Source organism: Streptomyces sp. cg35 (genome assembly GCF_050410835.1).
Taxonomy (GTDB): Bacteria; Actinomycetota; Actinomycetes; order Streptomycetales; family Streptomycetaceae; genus Streptomyces.
In genome coordinates, this window is sequence record NZ_CP191268.1 from 6,120,296 (window position 1) to 6,145,778 (window position 25,483).

The following is a 25,483-nucleotide window of genomic DNA, read 5'->3' on the forward strand; positions in this document are numbered from 1 at the left end:
GCCGGGCGGAGTCCTACTGGAAGCTCAGCCGATGCGGATGCCCGACGTCGGCGGGGCAGGCCCGGATGCTGACCGGCCCGTGCGCGGGCCCGGCCGAGTCCGCCATACGAGATCCCGACGCGATTCATACCTTTCCCATAGGGATCGTGGGCACAGTGGGCGCCATGGACTTCTCGTGGACGATCGTCGTCGCCGGCGCCCTGGTCGGGCTCGCGGTGGGCCTCACCGGTATGGGCGGCGGCGCACTGATGACCCCGATCATGGTCATGTTCTTCGGGGTCAACCCCACTGCCGCGATCGGCAGCGACCTCGCGACCTCCCTGTTCATGAAGCCCTTCGGCGCCGCGGTGCACCAGAGAGCGGGCACGATCCGCTGGGACATCGTCCGCTGGCTGCTGCCCACGGCCCTGCCCGCCGCCTTCGGCGGAGCCCTGCTGCTCCAGCTCTTCGGCGACGGCGAGGAGCTCCAGACCCGGGTCAAGTACGTCATCGGCGGCGCGCTGCTGCTCGCCGTGACCGGCATGGTCGCCCGGATGTGGCTCGACCGGCGCCGCGGACTCGGCACGGACACCGCCGAGGACGCCGACGTGCGGGTCAGGCCGGTCGCGACCCTGCTGATCGGCCTGGTCGGCGGGGTCGTGGTCGGGATGACCTCGGTCGGCTCCGGCTCCCTGATCATCGTGATGCTGATGCTCGCCCACCCCCGGCTCAAGGCCAACCACCTGGTGGGCACCGACCTGGTGCAGGCCGTGCCGCTGGTCGGCGCCGCCGCCCTCGGTCACTTCCTGGTCGGCGACGTGTCCCTCGGCCTCGCCGGCACCCTGCTGATCGGTGCGATCCCCGGCGTCCTGTGCGGCGCCCTGCTCTCCACCCGGGTCTCGGGCCCCGCGCTGCGCTGGGCCCTGGTGGTCCTGCTCACCGGCTCGGGCCTGGCCATGTGGGGCGTCTCCGGCACCCCCCTCGTCCTGGCCTGCGTGGCACTCGCCGCGGTCGGCGCCGTGGTGACCCTGCGCACCCGGCGGGCCGACGCCGCGCTGCCGGCGCAGCGGCGGGCCGAGGAGCCGGAGCCGTCCCCGACAATGACCCCATGAGGATCTCAGCCCGAGCCGACTACGCGGTGCGCGCCGGTCTGGAACTGGCCGTCCGCGCGAACGGCGAACCGGTCACGGCGGAGGCGATCTCCGCGGCCCAGGACATCCCGCACAAGTTCCTGGAGGGGATCCTCGGCGACCTGCGCCGCGGCGGCATCGTCGTCAGCCGGCGCGGCGGCAACGGCGGGTACCTGCTGGCCCGGGCCGCCGACACGATCACCGTCGCCGACGTCGTACGCGCCGTCGAGGGGCCCATCGTGTCGGTGCGCGGGGAGCGGCCCAGCGCACTCGCCTACACGGGACCGGCGCAGCCGCTGCTCCCGCTGTGGGTGGCGCTGCGGGCGAACGTGCGCAAGATCCTTGAGGGCGTCACGCTCGCCGACATCGCGCACGACCGACTGCCGGACCCGGTGCGGGAACTGGCCGAGGACCCGGCGGCCTGGCGCAACCCCTGATCCGCAGATCCTGATCCCGTCGCGGACGCTCAGGACCCCGTCGTGCGCACCAGCCGGTCCACCGCCGCCGTGCCCGAGCTGTAGGTGGTCCCTCCGCCCAGCTCGGGCACGGCCTCCCTCCCGCTCCCCAGGAGCGCCTCCAGACCGGACACCAGGCGCATGACATCCGGCTGAGGGCGCACCACGAGGCGCAGGAAGCTGCTGGACGAGCCGATCTTGTTGCCGCACTCGCGGACCAGCACCCCGTGCCGCGCGAGAAGCCGATCGCGGACCTCGACCCCGTCGACGCCGTCCGGCAGGCGTACGTACAGGAAGTTGCCCTGCGACGGGTACACGGTCAGGCCCGGCAGGCGGGCCAGGTGCCAGCGCATGTCCTGCCGGTCGCGGCACACCTGACGGATGCTGTCGGCGTACTCCTGGCGGTGCTCCTTCAGCATGAACACCACCGTCTCCGCGAAGGAGTTGAGGTTCCACTTCGGCAGCGCGGCCCGCACCCGCCCGGCCAGGGCCGGGTTCGCGACGAGGTAGCCGAAGCGGATGCCGTGCAGCCCGAAGTTCTTGCCGAGGCTGCGCAGCACGATCACGTTCGGGCGCAGGACCGCCTCCTGGACGAGGCTCGGGTCCTGCCCGCCGGCATCGGAGGCGTCGGCGAAGTCCAGGAACGACTCGTCGATCACGACCAGGTCCAGATGGCGCAGCTCGTCGACGAGGGCGAGCAGCGCATGGCGGGGGAGCAGCCCGCCGTCGGGGTTGTTCGGGTTGCAGATGACCGCGACCCGCGAGCCGCGCGCGTGGAGGAACTCCGCGTACGCCGCCGGGTCCAGGGCGAAACCGTCGCGCTCCGGCAGCGGGAACATGTCGACCCGCTTGCCCGTCTCCATCGGCTGGTCCGTCCACCGCCCGAACGTCGGCACGGGCACCGCCAGTGACTCACGGACCAGCAAGTGGTCGATCCAGGTGATGAGTTCGGTGGAACCGTTGCCCATCGCGACCGTCTGCGGATTGAGCCCGAGGACATGGCACAGCTCGGCGGTGATGGTGTCGGCACCGCTCGGGTAGTACGTCAGGATCTCGTGCAGCCGCCCGCGCAGCGCGTCCAGCATCGCGGGCGTCGGGAAGTACGGATTGCAGGGGATGCAGAAGTCGGTCACCCGGCCGCCGGCCTCGTCGCCCGCCCCGGCCCGCGTCAGCTGGCCGTACGAGGGGCTGTGGGCCGTGCTGCCCTGGAAGAGTGAGACGACACTTCCGCTCATCAACTGCCTCCGCCCGTATCCGTGGTGGCCTCTCATACGGATACGGGCGGGGCGTTGTTCAACGGACGCGGCTCATGTGGTGCTGAACGAGTGCACCGTCGTCGAGCGGTACGTCTGCCCCGGGCGCAGCACCGTCGACGGGAACGACGGCTGGTTCGGCGCGTCCGGGAAGTGCTGCGTCTCCAGGCACAGGCCGTCGCCCTGCCGGTAGGCGCGCCCGGACGGGCCGACGAGCGTGCCGTCGAGGAAGTTGCCCGAGTAGAACTGCACGCCCGGCTGGTCGGTGGCGATCTTCAGGGTGCGCCCGGAGCCCGGGTCCCGCAGGGTCGCGAAGTGCACCGGCCGGTCCGTGCCGCCCTTGTCGAGCACCCAGTTGTGGTCGAAGCCCTTCGCGGTGATCAGCTGCGGGTGCCCGGCCCGGATGTCGTCGCCGATCGCCTTGCCGGACCGGAAGTCGAACGGGGTGCCCGCGACCTTCGCCAGCTCGCCGGTCGGGATGAGGCCCGCGTCGGTGGGCGTGTAGCGGGACGCGGCGAGGGTGAGCTCGTGGTCGTACACACCGCCGCTGCCCTCGCCCGCGAGGTTGTAGTAGGTGTGGTTGGTGAGGTTCACGACGGTCGCCTTGTCGGTCGTCGCCGTGTAGTCGATGCGCCACGCGCCGCGCGCGCTCAGGGTGAAGGTGACCTTCACCCTGAGCGCGCCCGGGTAGCCCATCTCGCCGTCGACCGACGTGTAGTGCAGATCGAGGCCCACGTCGGAACCGGACGTGAAGGGCTCCACGTCCCACACCCGCGTGTTGAAGCCCTTCGCGCCGCCGTGCAGGGAGTTGACCCCGTCGTTCACGGAGAGCTGGTACGCCGTCCCGTCCAGCGTGAAGCGGCCGTTCGCGATGCGGTTGCCGTACCGGCCGATGGTCGCCCCGAAGAACGTGGTCCCGGTGACGTACCCCTCGATGTGGTCGTAACCGAGCGACACGTTCACGTACCGGCCGCGCCGGTCCGGGATCTCCAGGGACTGCACGATGCCGCCGTAGGAGAGGACCTTCAGGCGGGTGCCGCCGTTCTCCAGGGACCACCGGTGGATCTTCGTGCCGTCGGCGAGCCGGCCGAAGAGCTCCTTCGTCGGCCGCCGGCCGCCCGTCGCGGCGTGGGCCGTGCCGCCGAGGGCGGTGGCGGCGACCCCGGCGGCCGCCGCGGAGGCGATGACCGTGCGTCTGCTCAGTTCCATGTGCGGCTCTCCTCGTGGGTGAGTTACGAACCGGACTTGCGCTTGTTCCACACGTCGAAGCCGACCGCGGCGAGCAGGGCCAGACCCTTGATGACCTGCTGCCAGTCGGTGCCGACGCTGAGAAGGTTCATGCCGTTGTTGAGGACACCCAGGACCAGGCCGCCGATGATCGCGCCGAGCACGGTGCCGACACCGCCGCTCATGGACGCGCCGCCGATGAACGACGAGGCGATGGCCTCGAGTTCGAAGTTGAGGCCGGCCTTCGGCGAGGCGGCGTTCAGACGGGCCGCCACGACCAGACCCGCCAGGGCCGCGAGCACGCCCATGTTCAGGAAGACGGCGAAGGTGACCTTCTTGTCCTTGACGCCGGACAGCTTCGCCGCCGGCAGGTTGCCGCCGATCGCGTAGATGTGCCGGCCGAAGATCGAGTTGCGCATGACGTAGCCGTAGCCGACCACCAGTACACCGAGGATGAGCAGCACGATCGGGGCGCCCTCGTAGCTGGCGAGCAGCATCGTGACGGCCAGGATCGCGGCGATGATCGCGACCAGCTTCAGCAGGAACAGGTTGCGCGGCGGGACGTCGAGCGCGAACTCCTTCTGGCGTCCCCGGTCCCGTACCTCCTGCACGACCACGAAGACGATCAGGGCGAGGCCGAGCAGCAGTGTGAGGTTGTGGTAGTTGGTGTTCGGTCCGACCTCCGGCAGGAAGCCGTTGCCCATCTTCCCCATGCCCTCGGGGAACGGGCCGAGCGTCTGCCCCTTGAGGAAGATCTCCGTCAGACCGCGGAACAGCAGCATCCCGGCGAGCGTGACGATGAAGGAGGGTATGCCCAGATACGCGATCATGAAGCCCTGCAGCGAGCCCGCCACGGCGCCCACCACCAGGCAGAGCACCAGGGCCAGCGGCCAGGCCATCCCGTGCTGCACCGTCAGGACGGCCGCGAACGCGCCGATGAACGCGGTGAGCGAACCGACCGAGAGGTCGATGTGGCCCGCGATGATCACCAGCATCATGCCGATCGCGAGGATCAGGATGTAGCTGTTCTGCAGCACCAGGTTCGAGACGTTGCGCGGCAGCAGCAGGTCGCCGTCGGTCCACACCGCGAACAGGGCGACGATCAGGCCGAGCGCGATCAGCATGCCGTACTGGCGCATGTTGCGGCGCAGGCCGTCGAGCACCAGGTGCAGCAGACCGCCGCCCGCGGAGCCGCCCGGCGGCGCGGCGGCCGGGCTCTTGTCGGTCACATCGGTGCTCATCGCGTTACCTCTTCGCCCGTCTTGTCTTTTGTCATCCGACGCATCAGCACTTCTTGTGTGGCGTCGGCCCGCGCCACCTCACCGGTGAGCCGCCCGGCGGCCATGGTGTAGATGCGGTCGCACATACCGAGCAGCTCCGGCAGCTCGGAGGAGATGAAGACGACCGCCTTGCCCTGGGCGGCCAGTTGGTCGATGACCGTGTAGATCTCGTACTTGGCACCCACGTCGATGCCGCGGGTCGGCTCGTCCAGGATCAGCACATCGGGACCCGCGAAGATCCACTTGCTGAGGACGACCTTCTGCTGGTTGCCGCCCGACAGCTTGCCGACCGGCTCGAAGACCGTCGGCGCCTTGATGTTCATGGACTTGCGGTAGCCCTCGGCGACCTGCCGCTCCTCGTGCTCGTCGACGACGCCGCGCTTCGCGACCTTCTTCAGCGCGGTCAGTGAGATGTTGCGGTTGATGGTGTCGATGAGGTTGAGGCCGTAGTGCTTGCGGTCCTCGGTGACGTACGCGATGCCGTGGTCGACCGCCTCCGCGACGGTCTTCGTACGGATCTCCTTGCCGTCCTTGAGGACCGTGCCGGCCGCGTGCCGCCCGTAGGTGCGGCCGAAGACACTCATCGCGAGCTCCGTGCGGCCCGCGCCCATCAGGCCCGCGATGCCGACGATCTCCCCGCGCCGCACCTGGATCGACACGTCGTCGACGACCTTGCGCTGCTGGTCGATCGGATGGTGCACGGTCCAGTTGCGGATCTCCAGGGCGGGCGCGGCGCCCTCCTCGGGATGGTGCGGGGTGCGGTCGGGGAACCGGTTGTCGAGGTCCCGGCCGACCATGCCGGAGATGATCCGGTCCTCCGTCGTCTCCGGCGCCTTCACGTCCAGCGTCTCGATGGACCGGCCGTCCCGGAGGATCGTCACCGAGTCGGCGACCGCCCGGATCTCGTTGAGCTTGTGGGAGATGATGATCGAGGTGATGCCCTGCTGCTTCAACTCCAGGATGAGATCGAGGAGTTTGCCGCTGTCCTCGTCGTTGAGCGCCGCCGTCGGCTCGTCGAGGATGAGCAGCTTCACCTTCTTGGAGAGCGCCTTGGCGATCTCCACGAGCTGCTGCTTGCCCACGCCGATGTCGGCGACGCGGGTCTCCGGGTGGTCGGACAGCCCCACCCGGCGCAGCAGCGTGCTGGCGTGCTTGAGCGTCTCGGTCCAGTCGATGAAGCCGCGCTTGGCATGCTCGTTGCCGAGGAAGATGTTCTCCGCGAGGGAGAGGAACGGCACCAGCGCCAGCTCCTGGTGGATGATGACGATGCCGCGCTGCTCGCTCGCCCGGATGTCCTTGAACTCGCAGACCTCTCCGTCGAAGAGGATCTCGCCCTCGTAACTCCCGTGCGGATGGACGCCGGAGAGCACCTTCATCAAGGTGGACTTCCCGGCGCCGTTCTCCCCGCAGATGGCGTGGACCTCGCCCTGACGCACCGTCAGCGTGACGTCCGACAGCGCCTTGACACCGGGAAAGGTCTTGACGATCGAGCGCATTTCCAGGACGGGTCCCGCCATGGTCGTGCCTTCCAATCAGTAGGAGCGAGCGGTTACTTGAGGTCGCCCTCGGTGTAGTAGCCGCCGTCCACCAGGATTTCCTTGTAGTTGCTCTTGTCGACGCTCACCGGCTTCAGCAGGTACGAGGGGACGACCTTGGCGCCGTTGTCGTACGTCTTGGTGTCGTTGACCTCGGGCTTCTTGCCGCCCAGCTCGTCGTCGACCATGTTCGAGGCGACCTTGGCCAGCTCACGGGTGTCCTTGTAGACGGTCTGCGTCTGCTGGCCCGCGATGATCGACTTCACCGACGCCAGCTCGGCGTCCTGGCCGGTGACCACCGGCAGCGGCTTGGACGCCGAGCCGTAGTTGTCGGACTTCAGCGCCGACAGGATGCCGATGGAGATGCCGTCGTACGGCGAGAGCACCGCGTCGACCTTCTCGCTCTTGTACGACTTGGTGAGGACGTCGTCCATGCGCTTCTGGGCGGTGGCGCCGTCCCAGCGCAGCGTGGTGACCTGGTTGAGCGCGGTCTGGCCCGAGCGGACCACGAGCTTCTTCTTGTCGATGTACGGCTTGAGCACGCTCATCGCGCCGTTGAAGAAGTACTTGGTGTTGTTGTCGTCGTTGGAGCCGGCGAACAGCTCGATGTTGAAGGGGCCCTTGCCGTCCTTCAGGCCGAGCTTGTCGACGATGTAACTGGCCTGCAGCTCACCGACCTTGGTGTTGTCGAAGGACGCGTAGTAGTCGACGTTCTTCGAGTCGAGGATCAGCCGGTCGTAGGCGATGACCGGGATCTTCGCGTCGTGCGCCTGCTGCAGCACGTTCGTGAGCGACTTGTTGTCGATGGCCGCGACGATCAGCGCCTTCACGCCCTGCGTGATCAGGTTCTCGATCTGCGAGACCTGCTGGTCGGGGTCGTCCTCCCCGAAGACCAGCTTGGTCTTGTACCCCTTGGCCTTGAGGTTCTTGACAACGTTGTTGCCGTCGGCGATCCAGCGCTCGGACGACTTCGTCGGCATCGCGATGCCGACGGTGCCGCCCTTGGCGTCCCCGGCCTTCTCGTTGCTGCCGCCCTCGCTGTCCTGGCCGCAGGCCGTCAGGGTGAGAGCGAGGGACGCGGTCGCGGCCAGCGCGGAGAGTGCGGCTCGGCGGTTTCGCATGGTCATCATCCTTGATGTGAGAGTGCAGAGCTCGGTCCGGAGAAGCCAAATCACCTGCGGGGAACGGAGGTTGACCGAGGCGAGATGCGTTGGATTGTGCGCGGCCCTGTCGGGTTGTGTGAAGTTGCGTTTCCGGAAAGTTATTCAGCCGTGTCGAACCGCTGCAGGTCACCCGGCAGCCGGGAGCCGAGCGGAGCCATGTCGCCGTCCGCGCCGTGGCGCGCGAGCAGGTCCAGGGCGAGCCGTCCGCGCCGCACCCGCTCCTTCGCGGTGGCGAGCGTCAGCTCCCGCAGATGGTGTCCGTACGGGTAGATGCCGGGCGTCTTGGACAGCCCGAACTTCAGGTACAGCGGCGCGCCCCGCCGGATCAGCTCGGCCACCTCGTACATGCGGACATAGCCGCCGAGGTCGTCCGGCGCCTCGATGTACATGTCCATGGGCGCGGCCGACACCCGCCGGATCTCGCTGAGATGGTCCAGGGTCAGATCACTGGGCACGTTGAGGGAGTCGGCGCCGAGCCGCTCGAACACGGCGTACGCGGCCGGGTTGACCGGCCCGATCAGCGCCGAGACCTTGAGCGTCGTGTCGGCGGGGATGATCCCGGCCAGCCGGGCCCGGTGCAGCGTCCACAGCACGCCCTCGTCGGCGACGAGCAGGCACTTGACGCCCAGCTCCGTGGCCCGCACGGCGTCCTCGACGCAGCCGGCGACGGCGTTGTGCCCCCGGGCGCGCAGCCCGGCGCCGCCCGAGTCGGTGCGCACCGAGCCGCCGGTGTCCCAGGTGCCGCGCGGGCCGGTGAACAGGCAGAGCTCGATGTCGCGTTCGGCGGTGGCCTCGGCCATCTCCGTGATCTCGGCATCGGTGAGCATCCATACGCCGCTGCCCTGGCTGATCCGGTGGATCGGCACATCGAGCCGGGAGGACTCCTTGAGCACCACGGCCAGCGCCTCGGGGCCCTCGCACGAGGGGATCTCGGTGCGCCAGCGGCCCCCGCCGGGGAAGGTGTGCGGGGAGGCATCGGCCGGCTCGGCGGCGGGAGAGGGCAGGCCGAGGGCGGAGAGTGCGGGTTCGCCGGGGTGGCGGGGTGAGTCGGTCACGCTGGTCCTTTGCGATTGTTCGGTATATCGGACGGAGTTCGGTTCCGTGGGACGGCGTGCCGGGTGCCGCGGGGCCGAAGAGCGGCGCGCCGCGCGCCGGGCTAAGGCCGCAGCAGCACCTTCCCCACCTTCGGATCCCCGGCCCCCACCCACTCGATGGCCTCGGCGAACCGTTCCAGCGGCACCTCGTGCGTCACCAGCGGCAGCGGATCGAGCAGCCCCGCTCCGAACACCCGCACCGCGTGCGCCCACGCGTCGGCACCGGCGCCGAACACGGTCCGCACCTCCAGCTGGCGCACCACCAGATCCGTCGGGTCGAGCCCCTCGGAGCCCGCCGGCGGAAGCCCGGTGAGCACCAGGCGCCCGCCCCGCCGCAGCAGCCCGGCGGCGGTCCGCGCCGCCGAGGCCGACCCGGCGGCCTCGATCACCACATCGAGGTCGGCCGGCAGCGGCTCGTCGTGCAGCCGGAAGTCCGTCGCCCCGAACTGCCGCGCCAGCGAGGCCCGTTCGTCCTGCGTCCCGACGACGAGCAGCTCCGCCGGCGAGTTCGCCGCGAGGAACTGCACGGCCAGCATCCCGAGCGTCCCGGTCCCGACCACCGCGACCCGCTCCCCGGGCCTGGCGTCGGCCTTGAGCGCGGCGGCCGCGACGCACGCGGCCGGCTCCAGGAGCGCGGCGGCGCTCAGATCCGCCCCGTCGGGCAGGACGTGCAGCAGCCGGGCCGGCAGCACCAGCGTCGTGGCCATCGCTCCCGGCCGGGTGAAGCCCGTCTCCTCGTACCCGGCGGTGCACAGCGTCGTGTCACCGGCGTGACACCGCTCGCAGACCTGGCAGTTCCGGAAGCCCTCGCCGACGACCTTCCGCCCGACGAGCTCCTTCGGCACCCCGGCGCCCACGGCCGCCACGACGCCGGACCACTCGTGCCCGGGCGTCACCGGGTAACGGACGTACTCCTTGGGCCTGTTGCCCTGGTAGACCTCGCGGTCGCTGCCGCAGATCCCCACGGCGTGCACCCGCACCTGCGCCTCGCCGGGCCCCGGTGCCGCGGGCTCGTGCGGCACCAGCCGGTGCCGCCCGGGTGCGTCGACGACGACCGCGGAGCTCACTTCGACCCCTTGGGGGCGCGCTTCTCCCAGCCCTCGGCCCACAGGTCGAACCGGGCCTGCTGCTGCGGGAACTCGGCGGCCGCGTCCACGTCCAGCTCGACCCCGAGCCCCGGCTCGTGCGACAGCGCGAAGCATCCGGTCTCCGGGTCGACCTGCGGGGCGCCCTTCACGACCTTCTTGATCTCCGCGTCGGCGAAGTCGTTGAAGTGCTCCAGGATCTTGAAGTTCGGTGAGGTGAAGCCGACTTGGAGGGACGCGGCGGTGAGCACGGGACCGCCCACGTTGTGCGGGGCGACGAGCATGTAGTGCGTCTCGGCGGTGGCCGCCAGCTTCCGCGTCTCCCAGATGCCGCCGAGGTGGCCGACGTCGGGCTGCAGGATGTCGACGGCCTGGCTCTCGAACAGCTCCCGGAACTCGATCCGGTCGTGGATCCGCTCACCGGTGGCCATCGGGATGTCCACCTTGGCGGCCACCTTCTCCAGCGCCTTGAGGTTCTCCGGCGGCACCGGCTCCTCCAGCCACGCGGGCCGGAAGGGGGCGAGCTCGTTCGCGAGCCGGATCGCCGTGGCGGGGGAGAACCGGCCGTGCATCTCCAGCATCAACTCGGCGTCGGGCCCGATCGCGTCGCGCACCGCCTCGATCAACGACACGGCGTACAGAGACTGTTCGTGGTCGAGCTCGAAGTGCCCGGTGCCGAACGGGTCGATCTTCAGCGCCTTGTACCCGCGCTCCATCACCGCCTTGGCGGCCTTGTGGTACGCCTCCGGGGTCCGCTCGGTGGTGTACCAGCCGTTCGCGTACGCCTTGACCCGGTCGGTGACCTTGCCGCCGAGCAGCTGCCACACCGGGACGCCGAGCGCCTTGCCCTTGATGTCCCAGCAGGCCATCTCCACCACGGCGATACCGGACATGACGATCTCGCCGGCCCGCCCGTAGTCGCCGTACTTCATGCGCCGCACGAGGTCCTCGACCGCGAACGGATCGGAGCCCACGATGTGATTGGCCAGAGCCTCGTTCAAGTAACCGATGAGCGCGTCGGTGTGGCCCAGCATGCGGGTCTCGCCGACGCCGGTGATCCCCTCGTCGGTGTGCACCTGGACGTAGGTCAGATTCCGCCACGGCGTCCCGACCACATGCGTGCTGATTCCCGTGATGCGCAAGGCAGTTGCCCCCTGTGCCGTTCGATATTTCGTCACACGTTCGAATGCTGGCGTGACAGTAAAGCGGCCCTATGGGGGTGTCAATGGGTCTGCGCGGAGGATCTCCGTGCCGCGCGCCCGACGGAACACGCGGTTCCGCACAGAAGTTTCACAGGACCGGCTTTTTCCGTTACCGGCCGGGCGCCTAGCCTCCCTACGTCATGGACTACTGCCACCCGTGCCGCAGGCACCTCAACGGCGCCCTCGCCTGCCCGGGCTGCGGCACCCCCGCCGACGCCGTGCGCGCCTACGCGGAGGCCACGGTCGCGCAGGAAGCGGTCGACGAGCCGGAGGCGGCGCACGACGGCGAGCCCACCCGTCCCCGCAGCCGGCGCCGCACCCGCAGGGCGCACCGCCGGCGTCGCGGGCGCATCCTCCTCGCCACGGCGGGGCTCGCGCTCGCCGCGGGCGGCCTCAGCCTCGCCGAACTCGGCACCGAGTCCTCCGGGGGCGGCGACGCCCAGGCCGCGCCGGACACCGCCGACGCCGTGACGGAGGCGGAGGCCGAGGCCACGTCCCCGTCCGCCGGGACCGGGCACTCCGGCGCGCCCGCGCCGGCCTCCTCCTCGCCCGAGGCGCCGGCCTCCCTGTCGGCGTCACCGAGCCCGGAGCGCAGCACCGCCTCTGCGTCGGCGCAGTCCGGCAGCGGCACCACGACCCCGGTCAACGCCCCGTCGTCCAGGGCTGGTTCGCCCTCGGACTCGCCGGCCACATCGACGCCGACCACCGCGGCCCCGCGCCCGACATCCGCGTCCCCGACCCCCGATCCGACTCCGTCGGAGACGTGCGACCGGTTCCTCTGGTGGTGCACCTGAGGCTCAGGGGCCTTCCGGGGGTCAGCCGACCCCGAGCATCCGCTGGAGCATGTCCCGCAGCGCCAGCCGCTCCGCACGGGACAGCCCGGCCAGCGGCTCGCGCGCGAAGTCGAGCGAGTCCCGCAGGCTGAGCGCCACCCGCGTGCCCTCCTGTGTGGGCGCGGCCACCTTCACCCGCCGGTCGCCGGGGGAGGGCCGCCGCTCCACCAGGTCCCGCGCCTCCAGACGGTCCACGATGCCCGTGATGTTCGACGGCTCGCACTTCAGCCGCTGCGCGATCTGCCGCATCGGCAGCGGTTCGAGCGACAGCAGGCTCAGCACCCGCGCCTGCGCCCCGGTCAGCCCGTGCCGCGCGGCGGCCTCCTCGTACTCCTGGTGGTAGCGCGCGACGACGGCCCCGATCAGCTCGACCACTTCGAGCGTCAGCGGGTCCGTGCGGGGGGAACGGGTGGCGGTCATGGGTTCCAGCGTACCCAGTTACTTGACATCCTGAAATATTCAGGAGCATGGTTGTTTCACGTACTGAAGTACTTGCTGAAGCACTTCCCCCACTGCCACGAAGGATCAGCGCATGCCCGCCGACATCCCTCAGATCCCCGCCACCGGCCGTGAGTGGGCCCTGATCAGCCGTCCCGTCGGCTGGCCCGAGCCCACGGACTTCGAGCTGCGCGAGGCCCCGGTGGTCGAGCCGGGCCCCGGCCAGGTCCTGGTGAAGAACCTGTACGTGTCGGTCGACCCGTACATGCGCGGCCGGATGAGCGCCGCGAAGTCGTACGTCGCCCCGTACGAGCTGGGCAAGGCCATGCAGGCCGGCGCGGTCGGCGTCGTCATCGCCTCGAACGACGAGGGTGTCGCGGTCGGCGACCACGTCCTGCACTTCTTCGGCTGGCGCGAGTACGCGACGTTCGACGCGAAGCAGGCCGTGAAGGTCGACCCCGAGGCCGCGCCGCTGTCCACGTACCTCGGCGTGCTCGGCATGACGGGCCTCACCGCGTACGCGGGCCTGCTGCGCACCCTCTCCTTCAAGGAGGGTGACAGCGTCTTCGTGTCCGGCGCCGCGGGCGCGGTCGGCGGCCAGGTCGGACAGATCGCCAAGCTCAAGGGCGCCTCGCGGGTCATCGGCTCGGCCGGCTCGGACGAGAAGGTCAAGCTGCTCATCGAGGAGTACGGCTTCGACGCGGCCTTCAACTACAAGAAGGGCAGCGTCCACGAGCAGCTGAAGGAGGCGGCCCCCGACGGCATCGACACGTACTTCGACAACGTCGGCGGTGACCACCTGGAGGCCGCCATCGCCCGCCTGAACCGCGACGGCCGCATCGCCATCTGCGGCGCGATCTCCGTGTACAACAACACGGAGCCGGCCCCCGGCCCGCGCAACCTCTCCCGTCTGATCCAGACCCGCGGCCGCATCGAGGGCTTCCTCGTCGGCGACCACTACGACCTGCAGCCGCAGTTCGTCCAGGAGGTCGGCGCCTGGGTCCGATCCGGCGAGCTCAAGTACCGCGAGACGGTCGTCGAGGGCATCGAGAACAACCTGGAGGCGTTCCTCGGCGTCCTGCGCGGCGACAACACCGGAAAGATGGTCGTGAAGCTCTGACGCTCCGCGCACATCGGTGGCCCCCGCACTTCTGTGACGGGGGCCACTTTCGTTCCCGCGGGCATTCGATAGTGTGCTTCCGTCTTACGGATTGAAGTTTCCGCATTACGGATCTCCCGACGAGATCCGTCTGCCGGATCGAACCAAAGAGGGAGCACGGGCATGGCCATCACGCAGTCCGACGTCGTCTACACCGCCGTAGCCACCGCCGAGAACGGCCGCGACGGCCGCGTCGCCACCGACGACGGCAAGCTCGACGTCGTCGTCAACCCGCCCAAGGAGCAGGGTGGTTCGGGCGCCGGTACCAACCCGGAGCAGCTCTTCGCGGCCGGCTACAGCGCCTGCTTCCAGGGCGCCCTCGCCGTCGTCGCCCGCCAGGAGGGCGCCGACATCACCGGCTCGACCGTCACCGCGAAGGTCGGCATCGGCAAGAACGACGAGGGCTTCGGCCTGATCGTCGAGATCTCGGCGGCCATCCCGAACGCGGACGCGGCCACCGCCCAGGCCCTGATCGAGAAGGCCCACCAGGTCTGCCCGTACTCCAAGGCGACCCGGGGCAACATCACGGTCACGCTCTCGGTCTGACCGTTCGACGGCCCCGGCCCGTCCCGTAAGGTTTGCGCCATGCGTGATCTCGGGGCGGGCTTCGGCTATTTGATGAAGGGGCAGCGCTGGGTTGCCCAGCACGGCAAGCAGTACGGCTGGAGCCTGCTGCCCGGCCTCATCACCCTCGTCCTGTACGCGGCGGCCCTGGTCTGCCTCGCCATATGGGGCAGCGACTTCATCGCCTGGACGACCCCGTTCGCCGACGACTGGTCGTCCCCGTGGGTCGGCCTGTTCCGCGGCTTCCTGACGGTCGTCCTCTTCGCCCTGGCCCTGCTCCTGGCGGTGCTCACCTTCACCGCGGTCACGCTCCTGATCGGGCAGCCCTTCTACGAATCCCTCTCCGAGCAGGTCGACATCGCCGAGGGCGGCCACGCCCCCGAGTCCGGCCTGCCGCTCTGGCGGGACCTGTGGATCTCGGCCCGCGACAGCCTGCGCATCCTGGCCCGCGCGGGCCTGTGGGGCCTGCTGCTCTTCGCGCTCGGCTTCGTCCCCTTCGTCGGCCAGACGGTGATCCCGGTCCTCGGCTTCTTCGTCACGGGCTTCTTCCTCACGGAGGAGCTCACGGCGGTGGCGCTGCAGCGCCGCGGCGTCCAACTCCGCGACCGCCTGGCCCTGTTGAGGTCGAGGAAGGGACTCGCGTGGGGCTTCGGCGCGCCGCTGGCGGTGGCCTTCCTGGTGCCGGTCGTGGCGGTGTTCCTGATGCCGGGAGCGGTGGCAGGGGCGACCCTGATGGTGCGCGACATGGAAGGCGCCGCCGCGCCCACGACGGACCCGCGCGCGGCCGGCGAGGCTCACCCGGCGGACGAGAGCCCGCGAGGAACGACGGCATGAAGACAGCGAACCTCGGCGTCCTCTTCGTCGTGGAACTGGTCGCCCTCGGCGCGGTGGGGGCGTACGGCTTCACCCGCGACGTCGCGACCCCCCTGGCCTGGCTCTACGGCCTCCTGGGACTGGCCGTGATGATCACGACCTGGGCCCTCTTCGGCTCCCCGAAGGCCCGCCACAAGACCCGCGGAGCGACCCGCGTCGCCTTCGAGACCGTCTGGTTCGGCGCGGGAGTCGTCGCCCTGGCGCTCTCCGGCGCGTACCTCTGGGCGGTCGTCTTCGCCCTGGTGTGCGTGGCGAGCAAGACCCTCGCGGTGGTCTGGAACCAGTAGCTCAGCCCCCGGCCGCGTCCTCGCCCAGCAGCGTCAGGAAGTCGCGGAACGCCCCCGGCATGTCCACCGACTCCGGGTCGAGCAGCCACTGGTACTGCAGCCCGTCCATCACCGCGACGAGCAGCGGGGCGGCCCGCTCCGGCGTCAGGCCGCTCGGCAGCCGCTCCCCGTACTCGGCGCGCAGCACCTCCGCCATCGACGCGCGCACCCCGTCGTAGCGCCGCGAGAAGAACTCCCGCGCCGGATGCCCCTCGGTGACCGACTCCCCGAGCAGCGCCGAGAAGGTCTGCACGATCCCCGGCCGCATCGCGTTGTACTCCACCAGCGACCCGAGCAGATCGAGCCGCCACCGGCTGTCCGGCACCGCGTCCCACTGGTCCCGCTCCGCCAGGACCGCGACGAGCAGCGCCTCCTTCGTCGGGAAGTAGTGGAGGAGCCCCTGCTGGGTGAGTCCCACGCGCTCGGCGACCGCCGCGAGGCTCGCGCCCCGGTACCCGCGCTCGGCGATCACCTCCAGCGCGGCCCGCAGGATCTCGGCCCGCCGCTCCTCGCTCCTGGCGGTTCTGGTGCTGCTCATGCGGTCACCGTACGACATCACGAGAACGCCCCCGGGTGTTCTTTATAACGCCAAGATAACGAAACCTACCGCTCTACAGGTAACGGGTGCAGGATGAAGGAGCTCAGACTTCGACGAGGAGGTGCCGGCATGGCGAACCAGGTGGACGGCAACAGCGGTGACGGCGGGGCGCAGGCCCGCGAGACGGTGGTCGAGGCCGCACTCGGCAAGCTCGACCTCGACACCAAGGCGCGACTGCTCGCCGGGCAGGACATGTGGTCGCTGCCCGAGATCCCCGAGATCGGCCTGACCTCGCTGGTCATGTCCGACGGCCCGATCGGTGTGCGCGGCGTGCGCTGGACCGCCGACGACCCCTCGATCGCCCTGCCGTCCCCGACGGCGCTCGCCGCCACCTGGGACCCCGCGCTCGCCCGCCGGGCCGGCGCCCTCCTCGCCCAGGAGGCCCGCCGCAAGGGCGTCCACGTGCTGCTCGCGCCCACCGTGAACCTGCACCGCTCCCCGCTCGGCGGCCGCCACTTCGAGGCGTACAGCGAGGACCCGTACCTCACCGGCGCCATCGGCACCGGCTACGTCCAGGGCGTCCAGTCCGGCGGCGTCGGCACCACCGTCAAGCACTTCGTCGCCAACGACGCGGAGACCGACCGCTTCACCGTCGACAACATCGTCTCCGGCCGCGCCCTGCGCGAGCTGTACCTGGCCCCCTTCGAAGCCATCGTCGAGAACGCCCACCCGTGGGGCATCATGACCGCCTACAACACGGTCAACGGCACCTCGATGACCGAACACCGCTACCTCGTGAACGAGGTCCTGCGCGGCGAATGGGGCTTCGACGGCTTCAACGTCTCCGACTGGATGGCAGCCCGCTCCACGACCGGCGACATCAAGGGCGGCCTGGACGTGGCCATGCCCGGCCCGCAGACCGTGTACGGACCCGCGCTCGCCGCCGCCGTACGGGCCGGCGAGGTCGAGGAGTCCGAGGTCGACGACGCCGTGCGCAACGTCCTGCGGCTCGCCGCCCGCATCGGCATCCTCGAAGGCGCCGAACCGGTGGTCACCGAAGCGCCGGCCGAGATCGACGGCGAGGCCCTCGCCCGCGAGATCGCCCGCCGCGCCTTCGTCCTCGTACGCAACTCGGGCGTGCTGCCCCTGCGCCGCGACGCGAAGATCGCGCTGATCGGCGCCGCCGCCCGCGACGCCCGCATCCTCGGCGGCGGCTCCGCCACCGTCTTCCCCGCCCGCACCGTCTCCCCGCTCGACGGCCTCACCGCGGCGGTGGACTCCCTCGCCTACGCCGTCGGCGCCGACCCGAGCGACGAACTCGCCCCCGCCGACAAGGGGTTCGCGCTGCGCGCCATCTGCCGCGACGCCGACGGCACCGTCATCGGCGAGGGATCACTGCCCAGCGGCCAGCTCCAGTGGATGGGCGCCGACCTGCCCGCCGGCGTCACCCACGAGGCGCTGCACAGCATCGAGATCAAGGGCACCTTCACCCCGCGCGAGAGCGGCGAGCACGCCTTCGGCACCCGCGGCACCGGCGCCTACAAGCTCACCGTCGACGGCACCGTCCTCTACGACGGCGTCCAGCCGATGGGCGACGGATCCGACCCGTTCGAGGCGTTCTTCGGCGCCCCGCTGGAGCGCGGCAAGGTGACGGTGACGGCAGGCGAGCCGGTGGAGGTCTCCCTCCTGCACCCGCTCGACAAGTCCCTCAAGATGCCGCTGCCCGCCATCATGTTCACCCTCACCCACCTCGGCCCGCGCCGCGGCGAGGAGGAACTGATCGCCGAGGCGGTCGAGGCCGCCCGGGACGCCGAGGCCGCCGTCGTCGTGGTCGCCACCACCGAACGCGTGGAGTCCGAGGGCTTCGACCGCACCGACCTCCGGCTCCCCGGCCGCCAGGACGACCTGGTGCGCGCCGTCGCCGCCGCCAACCCGAACACCGTCGTGGTCGTCAACTCCGGCTCCCCGGTGGAACTCCCGTGGCGCGAGGACGTCGCGGCCGTGCTGCTGAGCTGGTTCCCCGGCCAGGAGGGCGGTGACGCGCTCGCCGACGTGCTCCTCGGCGCCGAGGAACCGGGCGGCCGCCTGCCCACCACCTGGGGCTCGTTCGAGGACGCCCCGGTCACCCACGTCACCCCGACCGACGGCCGACTCGACTACACCGAGGGCGTGTTCATCGGCTACCGGGCCTGGGACAAGTCCGGGGCCACCCCCTCGTACCCCTTCGGCCACGGCCTCGGCTACACCGACTGGACGTACGAGTCGATCGACGTGAACGGCACGACCGCCACGGTCCGGGTCCGCAACACCGGCCCCCGCCCCGGCCGTGAGGTCGTCCAGCTCTATCTGGCCCCGAGCGAGCCCGACGCGGCCCGCCCGGCCCGCTGGCTGGCCGGCTTCGCGAGCGTCACGGCCGCCCCCGGCGAGACCGTCGAAGCAGTCGTCGAACTCCCGCGCCGCACCTTCGAGATCTGGGACGAGAGCGCCGACGCCTGGGCGTACCAGCCGGGTTCCTACGAGCTGACGGCCGGCCGCTCGCTCACCGACGGCCGCGTCAGCGAGACGATCGTCGCCTGACGACCGGCCCGACGACCGGCTTGTCGCGACGCCCGGCTCGGTAACCGGCTTGTTGCGACGGCCGGCCTTGATCCAGGGGCGGCGGACCCTGACCCCCGCCGCCCCTGCACCGCTCCCGCGCCGCTCTCAGCCGCGCAGCCCGAACCCGTACACCGTCTGCGACCGGTACACCTCGCCCGGCCGCAGCACGGTGCTCGGGAACTCGGGCCGGTTCGGCGAATCCGGGAAGTGCTGCGTCTCCAGCGCGATCCCGTCACCCGGCGCGTACGGCACCGTGGCGTCGAAGCCGTCCGAGGTGTAGAGCTGCAGCCCCGGCTCGGTCGTGGCCACGGTCAGCACCCGGCCCGACGCCGGATCGTGCAACTCGGCCACCTCCACGGGCGTCTCGGTGACCCCCTTGTCCAGCACGTAGTTGTGGTCGTACCCGGGCCCGACCTTCCGGCTTTCCCGGAAGTCGAACCGCGTCCCGTCGACCGCCGCCACCTCACCGGTGGGAATCAGCTCGTCGTCCACCGCGGTCACATGCCCGGCGTCGATCCGCACCTCATGGCTGCCCGCCGCGTTCCCGGAACCCGGTCCGCCCAGGTTCCAGTAGCTGTGGTTGGTGAGGTTCACGACGGTCGGGGCGTCGGTCACCGCCTCGTAGGAGATCCGCAGCACCCCGCCCTCCTCGAGCGCGTACGTCGTCGAGACCTCCAGCCGGCCCGGGTACCCCTCCTCGCCGTCCGGGGAGACGCGGGTCAGCCGCAGCACGTGCTCCCCGACCGCCTCCGCGTCCCACACCCGCTTGTCGAAGCCCAGCTCACCGCCGTGCAGCGCGTTCCGTCCGTTGTTCTGCGCGAGCTCGTGGGTCCGCTCGCCGAGCGGGAACCGGCCGCTCGCGATCCGGTTCGCGTACCGCCCGACCAGGGCGCCCAAGTACGGCTCGGGATGGGCCAGATACGAAGCCAGGTCGGGGAACCCGAGCACGATCCCGTCCCTGGCTCCCTCGCGGTCGGGAACCTCGACCGTCTGCAGGATGCCCCCGTACGTCAGGACACGTACCCGCACCCCGTCCCGTTCCAGGGTCCAGCGGTGGACGTCGGTGCCGTCGGGCAAGGCGTCGAAGAGTTCACTGCGCATGATCGAGACCCTACGCCCGCCCCCTGGACACTCAGACGAGCGGTTCCTGCGAGGTCACTCCGCGATACGCGAGCGCCGCGAGCCGCGCCTGTCCGTTCTTGCTCGGATGGAACCAGTCCCAGTGGCTCAACTGGTCCCCGTCGAACCGGTACCCGAAGACCGCACCCTCGTCGGACCGGCACCGCCGGTCCTTCGCACACACGTCCTTCAGCACCTCGTTGTACGCCTCGACGCGCTCCTGCACGGAGTCGCGCCGCTCGGTGGCCGCGACGTCCATGGCATCCGGATCCGCCAGCATCGACGAGCAGATCCCCAGCTTCCAGATCTGCTTGCCCAGCGGATTGGCCCGCCCCTCGGACCAGAGCCGCTTCAGGTCCGGCACGCTCATCACGTACACCTGCGCCTTGGGCGCCGCGCGCCGCAACTTCCGCAACGCCTCCTCGAAATCGGCCCGGAAGTCGGCCACCGGCGTCATGGCGGCCGCCGTCGGCCGGCACGCGTCGTTCGCCCCGGCCATCACCGTCACCAGCTCGGGCCGCTCGGCACCGGCCTGCGCCATCTGCGCCGGCAGATCGGCCATCCGCGCGCCGGTCCGCGCGAGGTTCCAACTGTGCGTCCTGGCCCGGCTCTTGCCGAGCAGCCGCACGGCCAGGCTCTTGACCTGCGCGTCGGTACCGGTCGCCCACGACACCTCGGGGCAGTCCGACAGCACGCTGCACGCGTCGAACCCCCGCGTGATCGAATCCCCCACCGCGGCAACCGAACGCGGACTCGTGTCCCACGTCGGAGTGGGCTTCGGCGACGGCTTCGCGCCGGCCGTCGAGCCGTTGGGACCGGGGGAGTTGCCGCCGGAGGCGTCACACGCGGTGAGCGCGCCGGCACCGAGTACGGCCGCCGTCACCGCGGCGACGGCCGCACGCGAGGCAGTTGACCGGTGGCTTCGCTTCCGCATCCTGTGGCCCCTCCGTCGCTCTGCGTCGTCCACTCGTCGCCCGTACCGACCAGGCTGACGCCGTGAACGGGGCCGGGGTTGCGCCCCGCCGGGTGAAAGGTCGGCGTTTGTGCGCCTCGGGACCGACAGTACGTCACACTCCTTGCACCGCTGCGCGATAGCCTCGCCCCGGGGTCCCCGGTCGACCCAGTGAGACCCCGCTGTACCGGTTCCGCTAAGTTACTACACGTCAGATGTGTCCCTTTTTGTCTGTACCTTCGAGTTCGGGCAGCAAGGGAAGAAGGCTCGGCACGGGCGCGAGGCCGCTGGGGAAGGCGAACCTCGACCCACACTGGAGGTCCGGTGACGACACGTGGAGTTCTGTACGTGCACTCCGCGCCGCGCGCGCTGTGCCCGCACGTCGAATGGGCGGTCGCGGGTGTACTAGGCGCGCGCGTCAGCCTCGACTGGATCAGGCAGCCCGCGGCGCCTGGCACCTGGAGATCCGAGTTCTCCTGGCAGGCCGAGGCGGGCACGGCCGCCAAGCTGGCATCCGCGCTGCGCGGCTGGCAACTGCTGCGCTTCGAGGTGACGGCCGAACCCTGCGCGAGCGCCGAGGGCGAGCGCTACAGCGCCACCCCCGAACTCGGCATCTTCCACGCCGTCACCGGCATCCACGGCGACATCCTCATCCCCGAGGACCGTCTGCGGGCCGCACTGGCCCGTTCCGCGGGCGGCGAGACGGATCTGGAGACCGAGGTGGCCAAGCTCCTCGGCAAGCCCTGGGACGACGAACTGGAGCCTTTCCGCTACGCGGGCGAGGGCGCGCCGGTCCGCTGGCTCCACCAAGTGGTCTAGCCCGGGCGACAGCCGTCAGGGTGAAAAGGAGTGGGCCCGCCCGGGAAGTCCCGGGCGGGCCCACTCCTTTACGCGGGGGTCGAGTACCGAGCGTGAAGCGCCAGGTGCTCCGCGTCCCGCGTGCTACGTCAGGTCTCAGACCGAACGGAACGCGAGAACCACGTTGTGCCCACCGAAGCCGAACGAATCGTTCAGCGCGGCGATCCGGCCCTCGACGGGCAGCTTGCGCGCCTCACCGCGGACGATGTCGGCCGTGGCCTCGGCCTCGGGGTCCAGGTTCTCCACGTTGATGGTCGGCGGAGCCACCCGGTGGTACAGGGCCAGCACCGACGCCACCGTCTCGACGCCACCGGCGCCGCCGAGCAGATGCCCGGTCATGGACTTCGTCGCGGAGACGGCGATGTGGTCGGTGTCGTCGCCGAACACCTTGCGCAGCGCCTTCAGCTCGGCCACGTCACCGGCCGGCGTCGACGTCGCGTGCGCGTTCACGTGCACGACCTCGGCCGGGTCCAGGTCCGTGTTGTCCAGCAGGTGCTGCAGGGCCTGCGCGATCCCGCGGCCCTCCGGCTCCGGCTGCACGATGTCGTGGCTGTCGGCGGAGATGCCCTGGCCGACGGCCTCCGCGTAGACGCGGGCACCGCGCTTCGCGGCGTGCTCGGCGGACTCCAGGACGATGACGCCCGCGCCCTCACCGAGGACGAAGCCGTCCCGGGCGGTGTCGTAGGGGCGCGAGGCACCCTGCGGGTCGTCGTTGTTCTTCGACATCGCCATCATGTTGCCGAACGCGGCGATGGGCAGCGGGTGGATGGCCGCCTCGGTGCCACCGCAGACGACGACGTCGGCGCGGCCGGTGCGGATCATCTCGATGCCGTAGCCGATGGCCTCGGCGCCCGACGCGCAGGCGGAGACCGGGGTGTGCACACCCGCGCGGGCGTTCACGGCCAGGCCCACGTTGGCCGACGGGCCGTTGGGCATCAGCATCGGCACGGTGTGCGGGGAGACGCGGCGGACGCCCTTCTCCTTCAGCACGTCGTACTGGTCGAGGAGCGTGGTCACGCCGCCGATGCCGGACGCGATGACGGCGCCCAGACGGTCAGGGTCGACAGCCGGGTCGTCGCCCGCCTTGTCGGTGAAGCCGGCGTCGGCCCAGGCTTCCTTGGCGGCGATCAGCGCGAACTGCGCGGAGCGGTCCAGCTTGCGGGCCTGCGGGCGAGGAATGACCTCGCTCGGGTCCACGGCGGCCGGTGCAGCGATACGGACCGCCTGCTCGGCGGCCCACTCCTGCTCGAGGGGCTTGACACCGGAACGTCCGGCGACCAGGCCCTCCCAGGTGGTTGTCGCGTCGCCACCCAGCGGTGAGGTTGCGCCGATACCGGTGACGACCACGGTGCGATTGGTCGAGCTCACAGGAATTCTTTCTCCAACGGATGCGAGGGATTCAGCGGCGCCACCGCCGGGTGGCGGAGCGACTGACCTTCAGGGTCCGGAGCTGGTGGCTCAGGCCTGGTGGTCGAGGATGTACTTCGTGGCGTCGCCGACGGTCTTGAGGTTCTTGACGTCGTCGTCCGGGATCTTGACGTCGAAGCGCTCTTCGGCGGCGACGACGACCTCGACCATGGACAGCGAGTCGACGTCCAGGTCATCGGTGAAGGACTTGTCCAGCTGGACGTCCTCGGTGGGGATCCCGGCGATCTCGTTCACGATCTCGGCGAGACCGGCGACGATCTCTTCCTGAGTGGCGGCCATTGTGGCGCTCCTTCGGTGTGTATCCAGAGGGTGTGGCGTCCGCCGCGGCAGCGGCAGGTGTTACGCCCGTCCGGATCAGGTGATCCGGACGAGATGCCTAGGGGAGGGTAACGACCGTGGCGGCGTATACGAGACCCGCCCCGAAGCCGATGACGAGCGCGGTGTCGCCGCTCTTCGCCTCGCCGGTCGCCAGGAGCCGCTCCATCGCGAGCGGAATCGAGGCGGCCGAGGTGTTGCCGGTGGTGCGTACGTCGCGGGCGACCGTGACGTGCTCCGGCAACTTCAGAGTCTTCACCATCGAGTCGATGATCCGCTCGTTGGCCTGGTGAGGAATGAAGACATCCAGATCGTCCGGGCTGATCCCGGCCGCGTCCAGCGCCTGCTGGGCGACCTTCGCCATCTCGAACACGGCCCAGCGGAACACCGCCTGGCCCTCCTGCGTGATCGCAGGGAACTTGACGTTGCCCTCGGAGTCGAGAGGCAGCTGCGACACGTCGCCGACGCGGAACTTGTCCCACGGCACGGTCTGCTTGATCGTCTGCGCCTTGTCGCCCTCGGAACCCCACACGGTGGGGCCGATCGCGGGCTCCTGGGCCGGGCCGACGACCACGGCACCGGCGCCGTCACCGAACAGGAAGGCCGTCGCACGGTCCTCCAGGTCGGTCAGGTCCGAGAGCCGCTCCACGCCGATGACGAGCACGTACTCCGCGCTGCCCTCGACGACCATGCCCTTGGCCAGGGTCAGCCCGTAGCCGAAGCCGGCGCAGCCCGCCGAGATGTCGAACGCGGCGGCCTTCTGCGTACCCAGCTTGTCCGCGATCTCCGTCGCGATGGCCGGCGTCTGCGCGAAGTGCGACACGGTCGACACGACCACGGCGCCGATCTGCTCGGCCTGGATGCCCGCGTCGGCGATGGCCTTGCCGGACGCCTCGATGGACATCATCGCCACGGTCTCTTCGTCGTTGGCCCAGTGGCGGGTGGCGATGCCGGAGCGCGAACGGATCCACTCGTCGGACGAGTCGATCTTCTCGAGGATCACCTCGTTGGGCACGACCCGCGTCGGCCGGTAACCGCCGACACCGAGGATGCGCGCGTACGGGGCACCCTTGCTGGGCTTGATCTTCGACATGCTGCTCGGATCTCCTTGTCAGGCCGAAGTGGCGCCCGCCGCGTCAGCGGCAGATGCATACGTGGCGATCAGGGCGCGGGCCGCGTCGAGGTCGTCGGGGGTCTTCAGGGCGAGGGTCTGGACGCCGGGCAGCGCGCGCTTGGCGATGCCGGTGAGGGTGCCGCCCGGGCACACCTCGATCAGCGCCGTCACGCCGAGCTTCTGGAACGTCTCCATGCACAGGTCCCAGCGGACCGGGTTCGCGACCTGGCCGACCAGGCGCGAGAGCACCTCGGCGCCGGTCGCGACCGTCCTGCCGTCCTTGTTCGACACGTACGTGATCGTGGGGTCGGCCGGGGACAGCTCCTTCGCGGCCTCCTCCAGCTTCGCCACCGCGGGGGCCATGTGCCGGGTGTGGAACGCCCCGGCCACCTTCAGCGGCACCACACGGCGCACGCCCTCGGGCTTGTCGGCCTCCAGCGCGGCCAGCTCCTCGAGCGTGCCGGCGGCCACGATCTGGCCCGCGCCGTTCACGTTCGCCGGGGTCAGGCCCAGCTTCTCCAGGTGCGGCACGGTGACCTCGGGGTCGCCGCCGAGCAGCGCCGACATACCGGTCTGCGTGATCGCCGCGGCCTCGGCCATGGCCAGGCCCCGTCCCCGGACGAGCTTCAGGGCGGCGGTGTCGTCGAGCACGCCCGCGAACGCGGCCGCGGTGATCTCGCCGACGCTGTGTCCCGCCACGGCACCCGGCGTCACGCCACCGAGAGCGGATGCGGACAGGAGCCCGGCCGCGACAAGGAGCGGCTGGGCCACGGCCGTGTCACGGATCGCGTCCGCGTCGGCCTGCGTGCCGTAGTGGGCAAGGTCGAGTCCGATGGCGTCGGACCACGCACCGAGGCGGTCCGCTGCGCCGGGGAGGTCGAGCCAGGGAGTCAGGAAGCCGGGCGTCTGAGCGCCTTGGCCGGGAGCGACGAGTACGAGCACTCTCACACTCTCTCTTGTGGACG

At 70.6% G+C, this 25,483-nt stretch carries 24 protein-coding genes and 1 pseudogene; 9 read left to right on the forward strand and 16 right to left on the reverse strand.

All coding sequences use genetic code 11. The features are described from left to right. The first annotated feature begins 164 nt into the window (after nucleotides 1–164). Both ACQUQD_RS27860 and ACQUQD_RS27865 read left to right on the forward strand, forming a co-directional pair. Nucleotides 165–1,091 carry a sulfite exporter TauE/SafE family protein gene (locus ACQUQD_RS27860; RefSeq protein ID WP_428954878.1) on the forward strand — a complete coding sequence of 309 codons (927 nt, stop codon included), beginning with the start codon at nucleotides 165–167 and terminating at the stop codon, nucleotides 1,089–1,091. Then, complete coding sequence (locus ACQUQD_RS27865; protein ID WP_428954879.1) at nucleotides 1,088–1,546, forward strand: RrF2 family transcriptional regulator; 459 nt, start codon at nucleotides 1,088–1,090, stop codon at nucleotides 1,544–1,546. The genes ACQUQD_RS27860 and ACQUQD_RS27865 overlap by 4 nt, the downstream gene beginning before the upstream one ends. A 38-nt stretch (nucleotides 1,547–1,584) precedes the next feature. Here ACQUQD_RS27865 and ACQUQD_RS27870 read toward each other — a convergent pair. The 8 genes and pseudogenes from ACQUQD_RS27870 to ACQUQD_RS27905 form a co-directional block, all read right to left on the reverse strand. Then, nucleotides 1,585–2,799 (reverse strand): annotated as a pseudogene (locus tag ACQUQD_RS27870) (pyridoxal phosphate-dependent aminotransferase); the annotation flags it as partial. Between the two features lie 72 nt (nucleotides 2,800–2,871). Then, a complete protein-coding gene (locus tag ACQUQD_RS27875) occupies nucleotides 2,872–4,026 on the reverse strand; it encodes an aldose epimerase family protein (protein WP_428954880.1) in 1,155 nt (384 codons plus the stop codon). A gap of 23 nt (nucleotides 4,027–4,049) precedes the next feature. Further along, entirely contained in the window at nucleotides 4,050–5,285 is a 1,236-nt protein-coding gene (gene mmsB / locus ACQUQD_RS27880) for a multiple monosaccharide ABC transporter permease (protein WP_428954881.1), read from the reverse strand. After that, the gene (gene mmsA / locus ACQUQD_RS27885) at nucleotides 5,282–6,841 is read right to left on the reverse strand and encodes a multiple monosaccharide ABC transporter ATP-binding protein (RefSeq protein WP_428954882.1); all 1,560 of its coding nucleotides are present in this window, start codon (nucleotides 6,839–6,841) and stop codon (nucleotides 5,282–5,284) included. Before mmsA ends, mmsB begins: the two co-directional genes overlap by 4 nt. Nucleotides 6,842–6,873: 32 nt before the next feature. Then, a complete protein-coding gene (chvE, locus tag ACQUQD_RS27890; protein ID WP_428954883.1) occupies nucleotides 6,874–7,980 on the reverse strand; it encodes a multiple monosaccharide ABC transporter substrate-binding protein in 1,107 nt (368 codons plus the stop codon). 140 nt (nucleotides 7,981–8,120) lie between these two features. Beyond that, nucleotides 8,121–9,077, reverse strand: coding sequence for a hypothetical protein (locus ACQUQD_RS27895; protein ID WP_428954884.1), 957 nt, complete (start codon nucleotides 9,075–9,077; stop codon nucleotides 8,121–8,123). A gap of 101 nt (nucleotides 9,078–9,178) precedes the next feature. After that, the gene (locus ACQUQD_RS27900) at nucleotides 9,179–10,183 is read right to left on the reverse strand and encodes a zinc-dependent alcohol dehydrogenase (RefSeq protein ID WP_428954885.1); all 1,005 of its coding nucleotides are present in this window, start codon (nucleotides 10,181–10,183) and stop codon (nucleotides 9,179–9,181) included. Then, nucleotides 10,180–11,343, reverse strand: coding sequence for a mandelate racemase/muconate lactonizing enzyme family protein (locus ACQUQD_RS27905; protein WP_428954886.1), 1,164 nt, complete (start codon nucleotides 11,341–11,343; stop codon nucleotides 10,180–10,182). Before ACQUQD_RS27905 ends, ACQUQD_RS27900 begins: the two co-directional genes overlap by 4 nt. Nucleotides 11,344–11,543: 200 nt before the next feature. Here ACQUQD_RS27905 and ACQUQD_RS27910 point away from each other — a divergent pair, with 200 nt between their 5' ends. Beyond that, nucleotides 11,544–12,197, forward strand: coding sequence for an SCO2400 family protein (locus ACQUQD_RS27910; RefSeq protein WP_428954887.1), 654 nt, complete (start codon nucleotides 11,544–11,546; stop codon nucleotides 12,195–12,197). Between the two features lie 21 nt (nucleotides 12,198–12,218). Here ACQUQD_RS27910 and ACQUQD_RS27915 read toward each other — a convergent pair whose 3' ends face one another. After that, on the reverse strand, nucleotides 12,219–12,656 hold the full coding sequence (locus tag ACQUQD_RS27915) for a MarR family winged helix-turn-helix transcriptional regulator (RefSeq protein WP_428954888.1): 438 nt from the start codon (nucleotides 12,654–12,656) through the stop codon (nucleotides 12,219–12,221). Nucleotides 12,657–12,768: 112 nt separating this feature from the next. Here ACQUQD_RS27915 and ACQUQD_RS27920 point away from each other — a divergent pair, with 112 nt between their 5' ends. The 4 genes from ACQUQD_RS27920 to ACQUQD_RS27935 all read left to right on the forward strand — a co-directional run bounded on the left by ACQUQD_RS27920 (nucleotide 12,769) and on the right by ACQUQD_RS27935 (nucleotide 15,557). Then, entirely contained in the window at nucleotides 12,769–13,794 is a 1,026-nt protein-coding gene (locus tag ACQUQD_RS27920) for an NADP-dependent oxidoreductase (RefSeq protein ID WP_428954889.1), read from the forward strand. 162 nt (nucleotides 13,795–13,956) lie between these two features. Then, on the forward strand, nucleotides 13,957–14,379 hold the full coding sequence (locus ACQUQD_RS27925) for an organic hydroperoxide resistance protein (protein WP_428954890.1): 423 nt from the start codon (nucleotides 13,957–13,959) through the stop codon (nucleotides 14,377–14,379). A 39-nt stretch (nucleotides 14,380–14,418) separates the two neighbouring features. Beyond that, nucleotides 14,419–15,231: an EI24 domain-containing protein gene (locus ACQUQD_RS27930; protein WP_428954891.1), complete on the forward strand. Its 813-nt coding sequence runs from the start codon at nucleotides 14,419–14,421 to the stop codon at nucleotides 15,229–15,231. Then, a complete protein-coding gene (locus ACQUQD_RS27935) occupies nucleotides 15,228–15,557 on the forward strand; it encodes a YrdB family protein (RefSeq protein ID WP_428954892.1) in 330 nt (109 codons plus the stop codon). Before ACQUQD_RS27930 ends, ACQUQD_RS27935 begins: the two co-directional genes overlap by 4 nt. Nucleotide 15,558: 1 nt before the next feature. Here the strand turns inward: ACQUQD_RS27935 and ACQUQD_RS27940 are convergent, their stop codons facing one another. Beyond that, nucleotides 15,559–16,152 carry a TetR/AcrR family transcriptional regulator gene (locus ACQUQD_RS27940; RefSeq protein ID WP_428954893.1) on the reverse strand — a complete coding sequence of 198 codons (594 nt, stop codon included), beginning with the start codon at nucleotides 16,150–16,152 and terminating at the stop codon, nucleotides 15,559–15,561. Nucleotides 16,153–16,263: 111 nt separating this feature from the next. Between ACQUQD_RS27940 and ACQUQD_RS27945 the strand changes: the two genes are divergently transcribed. Further along, nucleotides 16,264–18,711 carry a beta-glucosidase family protein gene (locus ACQUQD_RS27945; protein WP_428954894.1) on the forward strand — a complete coding sequence of 816 codons (2,448 nt, stop codon included), beginning with the start codon at nucleotides 16,264–16,266 and terminating at the stop codon, nucleotides 18,709–18,711. A 126-nt stretch (nucleotides 18,712–18,837) separates the two neighbouring features. Here the strand turns inward: ACQUQD_RS27945 and ACQUQD_RS27950 are convergent, their stop codons facing one another. Together ACQUQD_RS27950 and ACQUQD_RS27955 are read right to left on the reverse strand one after the other, a co-directional pair. After that, complete coding sequence (locus ACQUQD_RS27950) at nucleotides 18,838–19,833, reverse strand: aldose epimerase family protein (RefSeq protein ID WP_428954895.1); 996 nt, start codon at nucleotides 19,831–19,833, stop codon at nucleotides 18,838–18,840. Nucleotides 19,834–19,864: 31 nt separating this feature from the next. Further along, nucleotides 19,865–20,785 (reverse strand): SGNH/GDSL hydrolase family protein, encoded by a 921-nt coding sequence (locus ACQUQD_RS27955; RefSeq protein WP_428954896.1) that lies wholly within the window; start codon nucleotides 20,783–20,785, stop codon nucleotides 19,865–19,867. Nucleotides 20,786–21,127: 342 nt separating this feature from the next. On the opposite strand from ACQUQD_RS27955, the gene ACQUQD_RS27960 reads away from it, so the two are divergent. Continuing rightward, entirely contained in the window at nucleotides 21,128–21,622 is a 495-nt protein-coding gene (locus ACQUQD_RS27960) for a DUF3145 domain-containing protein (RefSeq protein ID WP_428954897.1), read from the forward strand. A gap of 135 nt (nucleotides 21,623–21,757) precedes the next feature. Here ACQUQD_RS27960 and ACQUQD_RS27965 read toward each other — a convergent pair whose 3' ends face one another. The 4 genes from ACQUQD_RS27965 to ACQUQD_RS27980 form a co-directional block, all read right to left on the reverse strand. Beyond that, the gene (locus ACQUQD_RS27965) at nucleotides 21,758–23,029 is read right to left on the reverse strand and encodes a beta-ketoacyl-[acyl-carrier-protein] synthase family protein (RefSeq protein ID WP_428954898.1); all 1,272 of its coding nucleotides are present in this window, start codon (nucleotides 23,027–23,029) and stop codon (nucleotides 21,758–21,760) included. A 90-nt stretch (nucleotides 23,030–23,119) separates the two neighbouring features. Further along, nucleotides 23,120–23,368, reverse strand: a complete 249-nt coding sequence (locus ACQUQD_RS27970) for an acyl carrier protein (protein ID WP_018530896.1) — start codon at nucleotides 23,366–23,368, stop codon at nucleotides 23,120–23,122. Between the two features lie 97 nt (nucleotides 23,369–23,465). Further along, entirely contained in the window at nucleotides 23,466–24,497 is a 1,032-nt protein-coding gene (locus ACQUQD_RS27975; RefSeq protein WP_428954899.1) for a ketoacyl-ACP synthase III, read from the reverse strand. Nucleotides 24,498–24,515: 18 nt separating this feature from the next. Beyond that, the gene (locus ACQUQD_RS27980) at nucleotides 24,516–25,460 is read right to left on the reverse strand and encodes an ACP S-malonyltransferase (RefSeq protein WP_428954900.1); all 945 of its coding nucleotides are present in this window, start codon (nucleotides 25,458–25,460) and stop codon (nucleotides 24,516–24,518) included. Between the last annotated feature and the right edge of the window lie 23 nt (nucleotides 25,461–25,483).

Bases quoted from the DNA above. Each gene is read 5' to 3' on its own strand.
- ACQUQD_RS27915 (WP_428954888.1), bottom strand. From the start codon at position 12,656: ATGACCGCCACCCGTTCCCCCCGCACGGACCCGCTGACGCTCGAAGTG.
- ACQUQD_RS27975 (WP_428954899.1), bottom strand. From the start codon at position 24,497: ATGTCGAAGATCAAGCCCAGCAAGGGTGCCCCGTACGCGCGCATCCTC.
- ACQUQD_RS27910 (WP_428954887.1), top strand. From the start codon at position 11,544: ATGGACTACTGCCACCCGTGCCGCAGGCACCTCAACGGCGCCCTCGCC.
- chvE (WP_428954883.1), bottom strand. From the start codon at position 7,980: ATGCGAAACCGCCGAGCCGCACTCTCCGCGCTGGCCGCGACCGCGTCC.
- ACQUQD_RS27865 (WP_428954879.1), top strand. From the start codon at position 1,088: ATGAGGATCTCAGCCCGAGCCGACTACGCGGTGCGCGCCGGTCTGGAA.
- mmsB (WP_428954881.1), bottom strand. From the start codon at position 5,285: ATGAGCACCGATGTGACCGACAAGAGCCCGGCCGCCGCGCCGCCGGGC.
- ACQUQD_RS27930 (WP_428954891.1), top strand. From the start codon at position 14,419: ATGCGTGATCTCGGGGCGGGCTTCGGCTATTTGATGAAGGGGCAGCGC.
- ACQUQD_RS27950 (WP_428954895.1), bottom strand. From the start codon at position 19,833: ATGCGCAGTGAACTCTTCGACGCCTTGCCCGACGGCACCGACGTCCAC.
- ACQUQD_RS27860 (WP_428954878.1), top strand. From the start codon at position 165: ATGGACTTCTCGTGGACGATCGTCGTCGCCGGCGCCCTGGTCGGGCTC.
- ACQUQD_RS27970 (WP_018530896.1), bottom strand. From the start codon at position 23,368: ATGGCCGCCACTCAGGAAGAGATCGTCGCCGGTCTCGCCGAGATCGTG.
- ACQUQD_RS27925 (WP_428954890.1), top strand. From the start codon at position 13,957: ATGGCCATCACGCAGTCCGACGTCGTCTACACCGCCGTAGCCACCGCC.
- ACQUQD_RS27940 (WP_428954893.1), bottom strand. From the start codon at position 16,152: ATGTCGTACGGTGACCGCATGAGCAGCACCAGAACCGCCAGGAGCGAG.
- ACQUQD_RS27935 (WP_428954892.1), top strand. From the start codon at position 15,228: ATGAAGACAGCGAACCTCGGCGTCCTCTTCGTCGTGGAACTGGTCGCC.
- mmsA (WP_428954882.1), bottom strand. From the start codon at position 6,841: ATGGCGGGACCCGTCCTGGAAATGCGCTCGATCGTCAAGACCTTTCCC.
- ACQUQD_RS27920 (WP_428954889.1), top strand. From the start codon at position 12,769: ATGCCCGCCGACATCCCTCAGATCCCCGCCACCGGCCGTGAGTGGGCC.
- ACQUQD_RS27955 (WP_428954896.1), bottom strand. From the start codon at position 20,785: ATGCGGAAGCGAAGCCACCGGTCAACTGCCTCGCGTGCGGCCGTCGCC.
- ACQUQD_RS27875 (WP_428954880.1), bottom strand. From the start codon at position 4,026: ATGGAACTGAGCAGACGCACGGTCATCGCCTCCGCGGCGGCCGCCGGG.
- ACQUQD_RS27945 (WP_428954894.1), top strand. From the start codon at position 16,264: ATGGCGAACCAGGTGGACGGCAACAGCGGTGACGGCGGGGCGCAGGCC.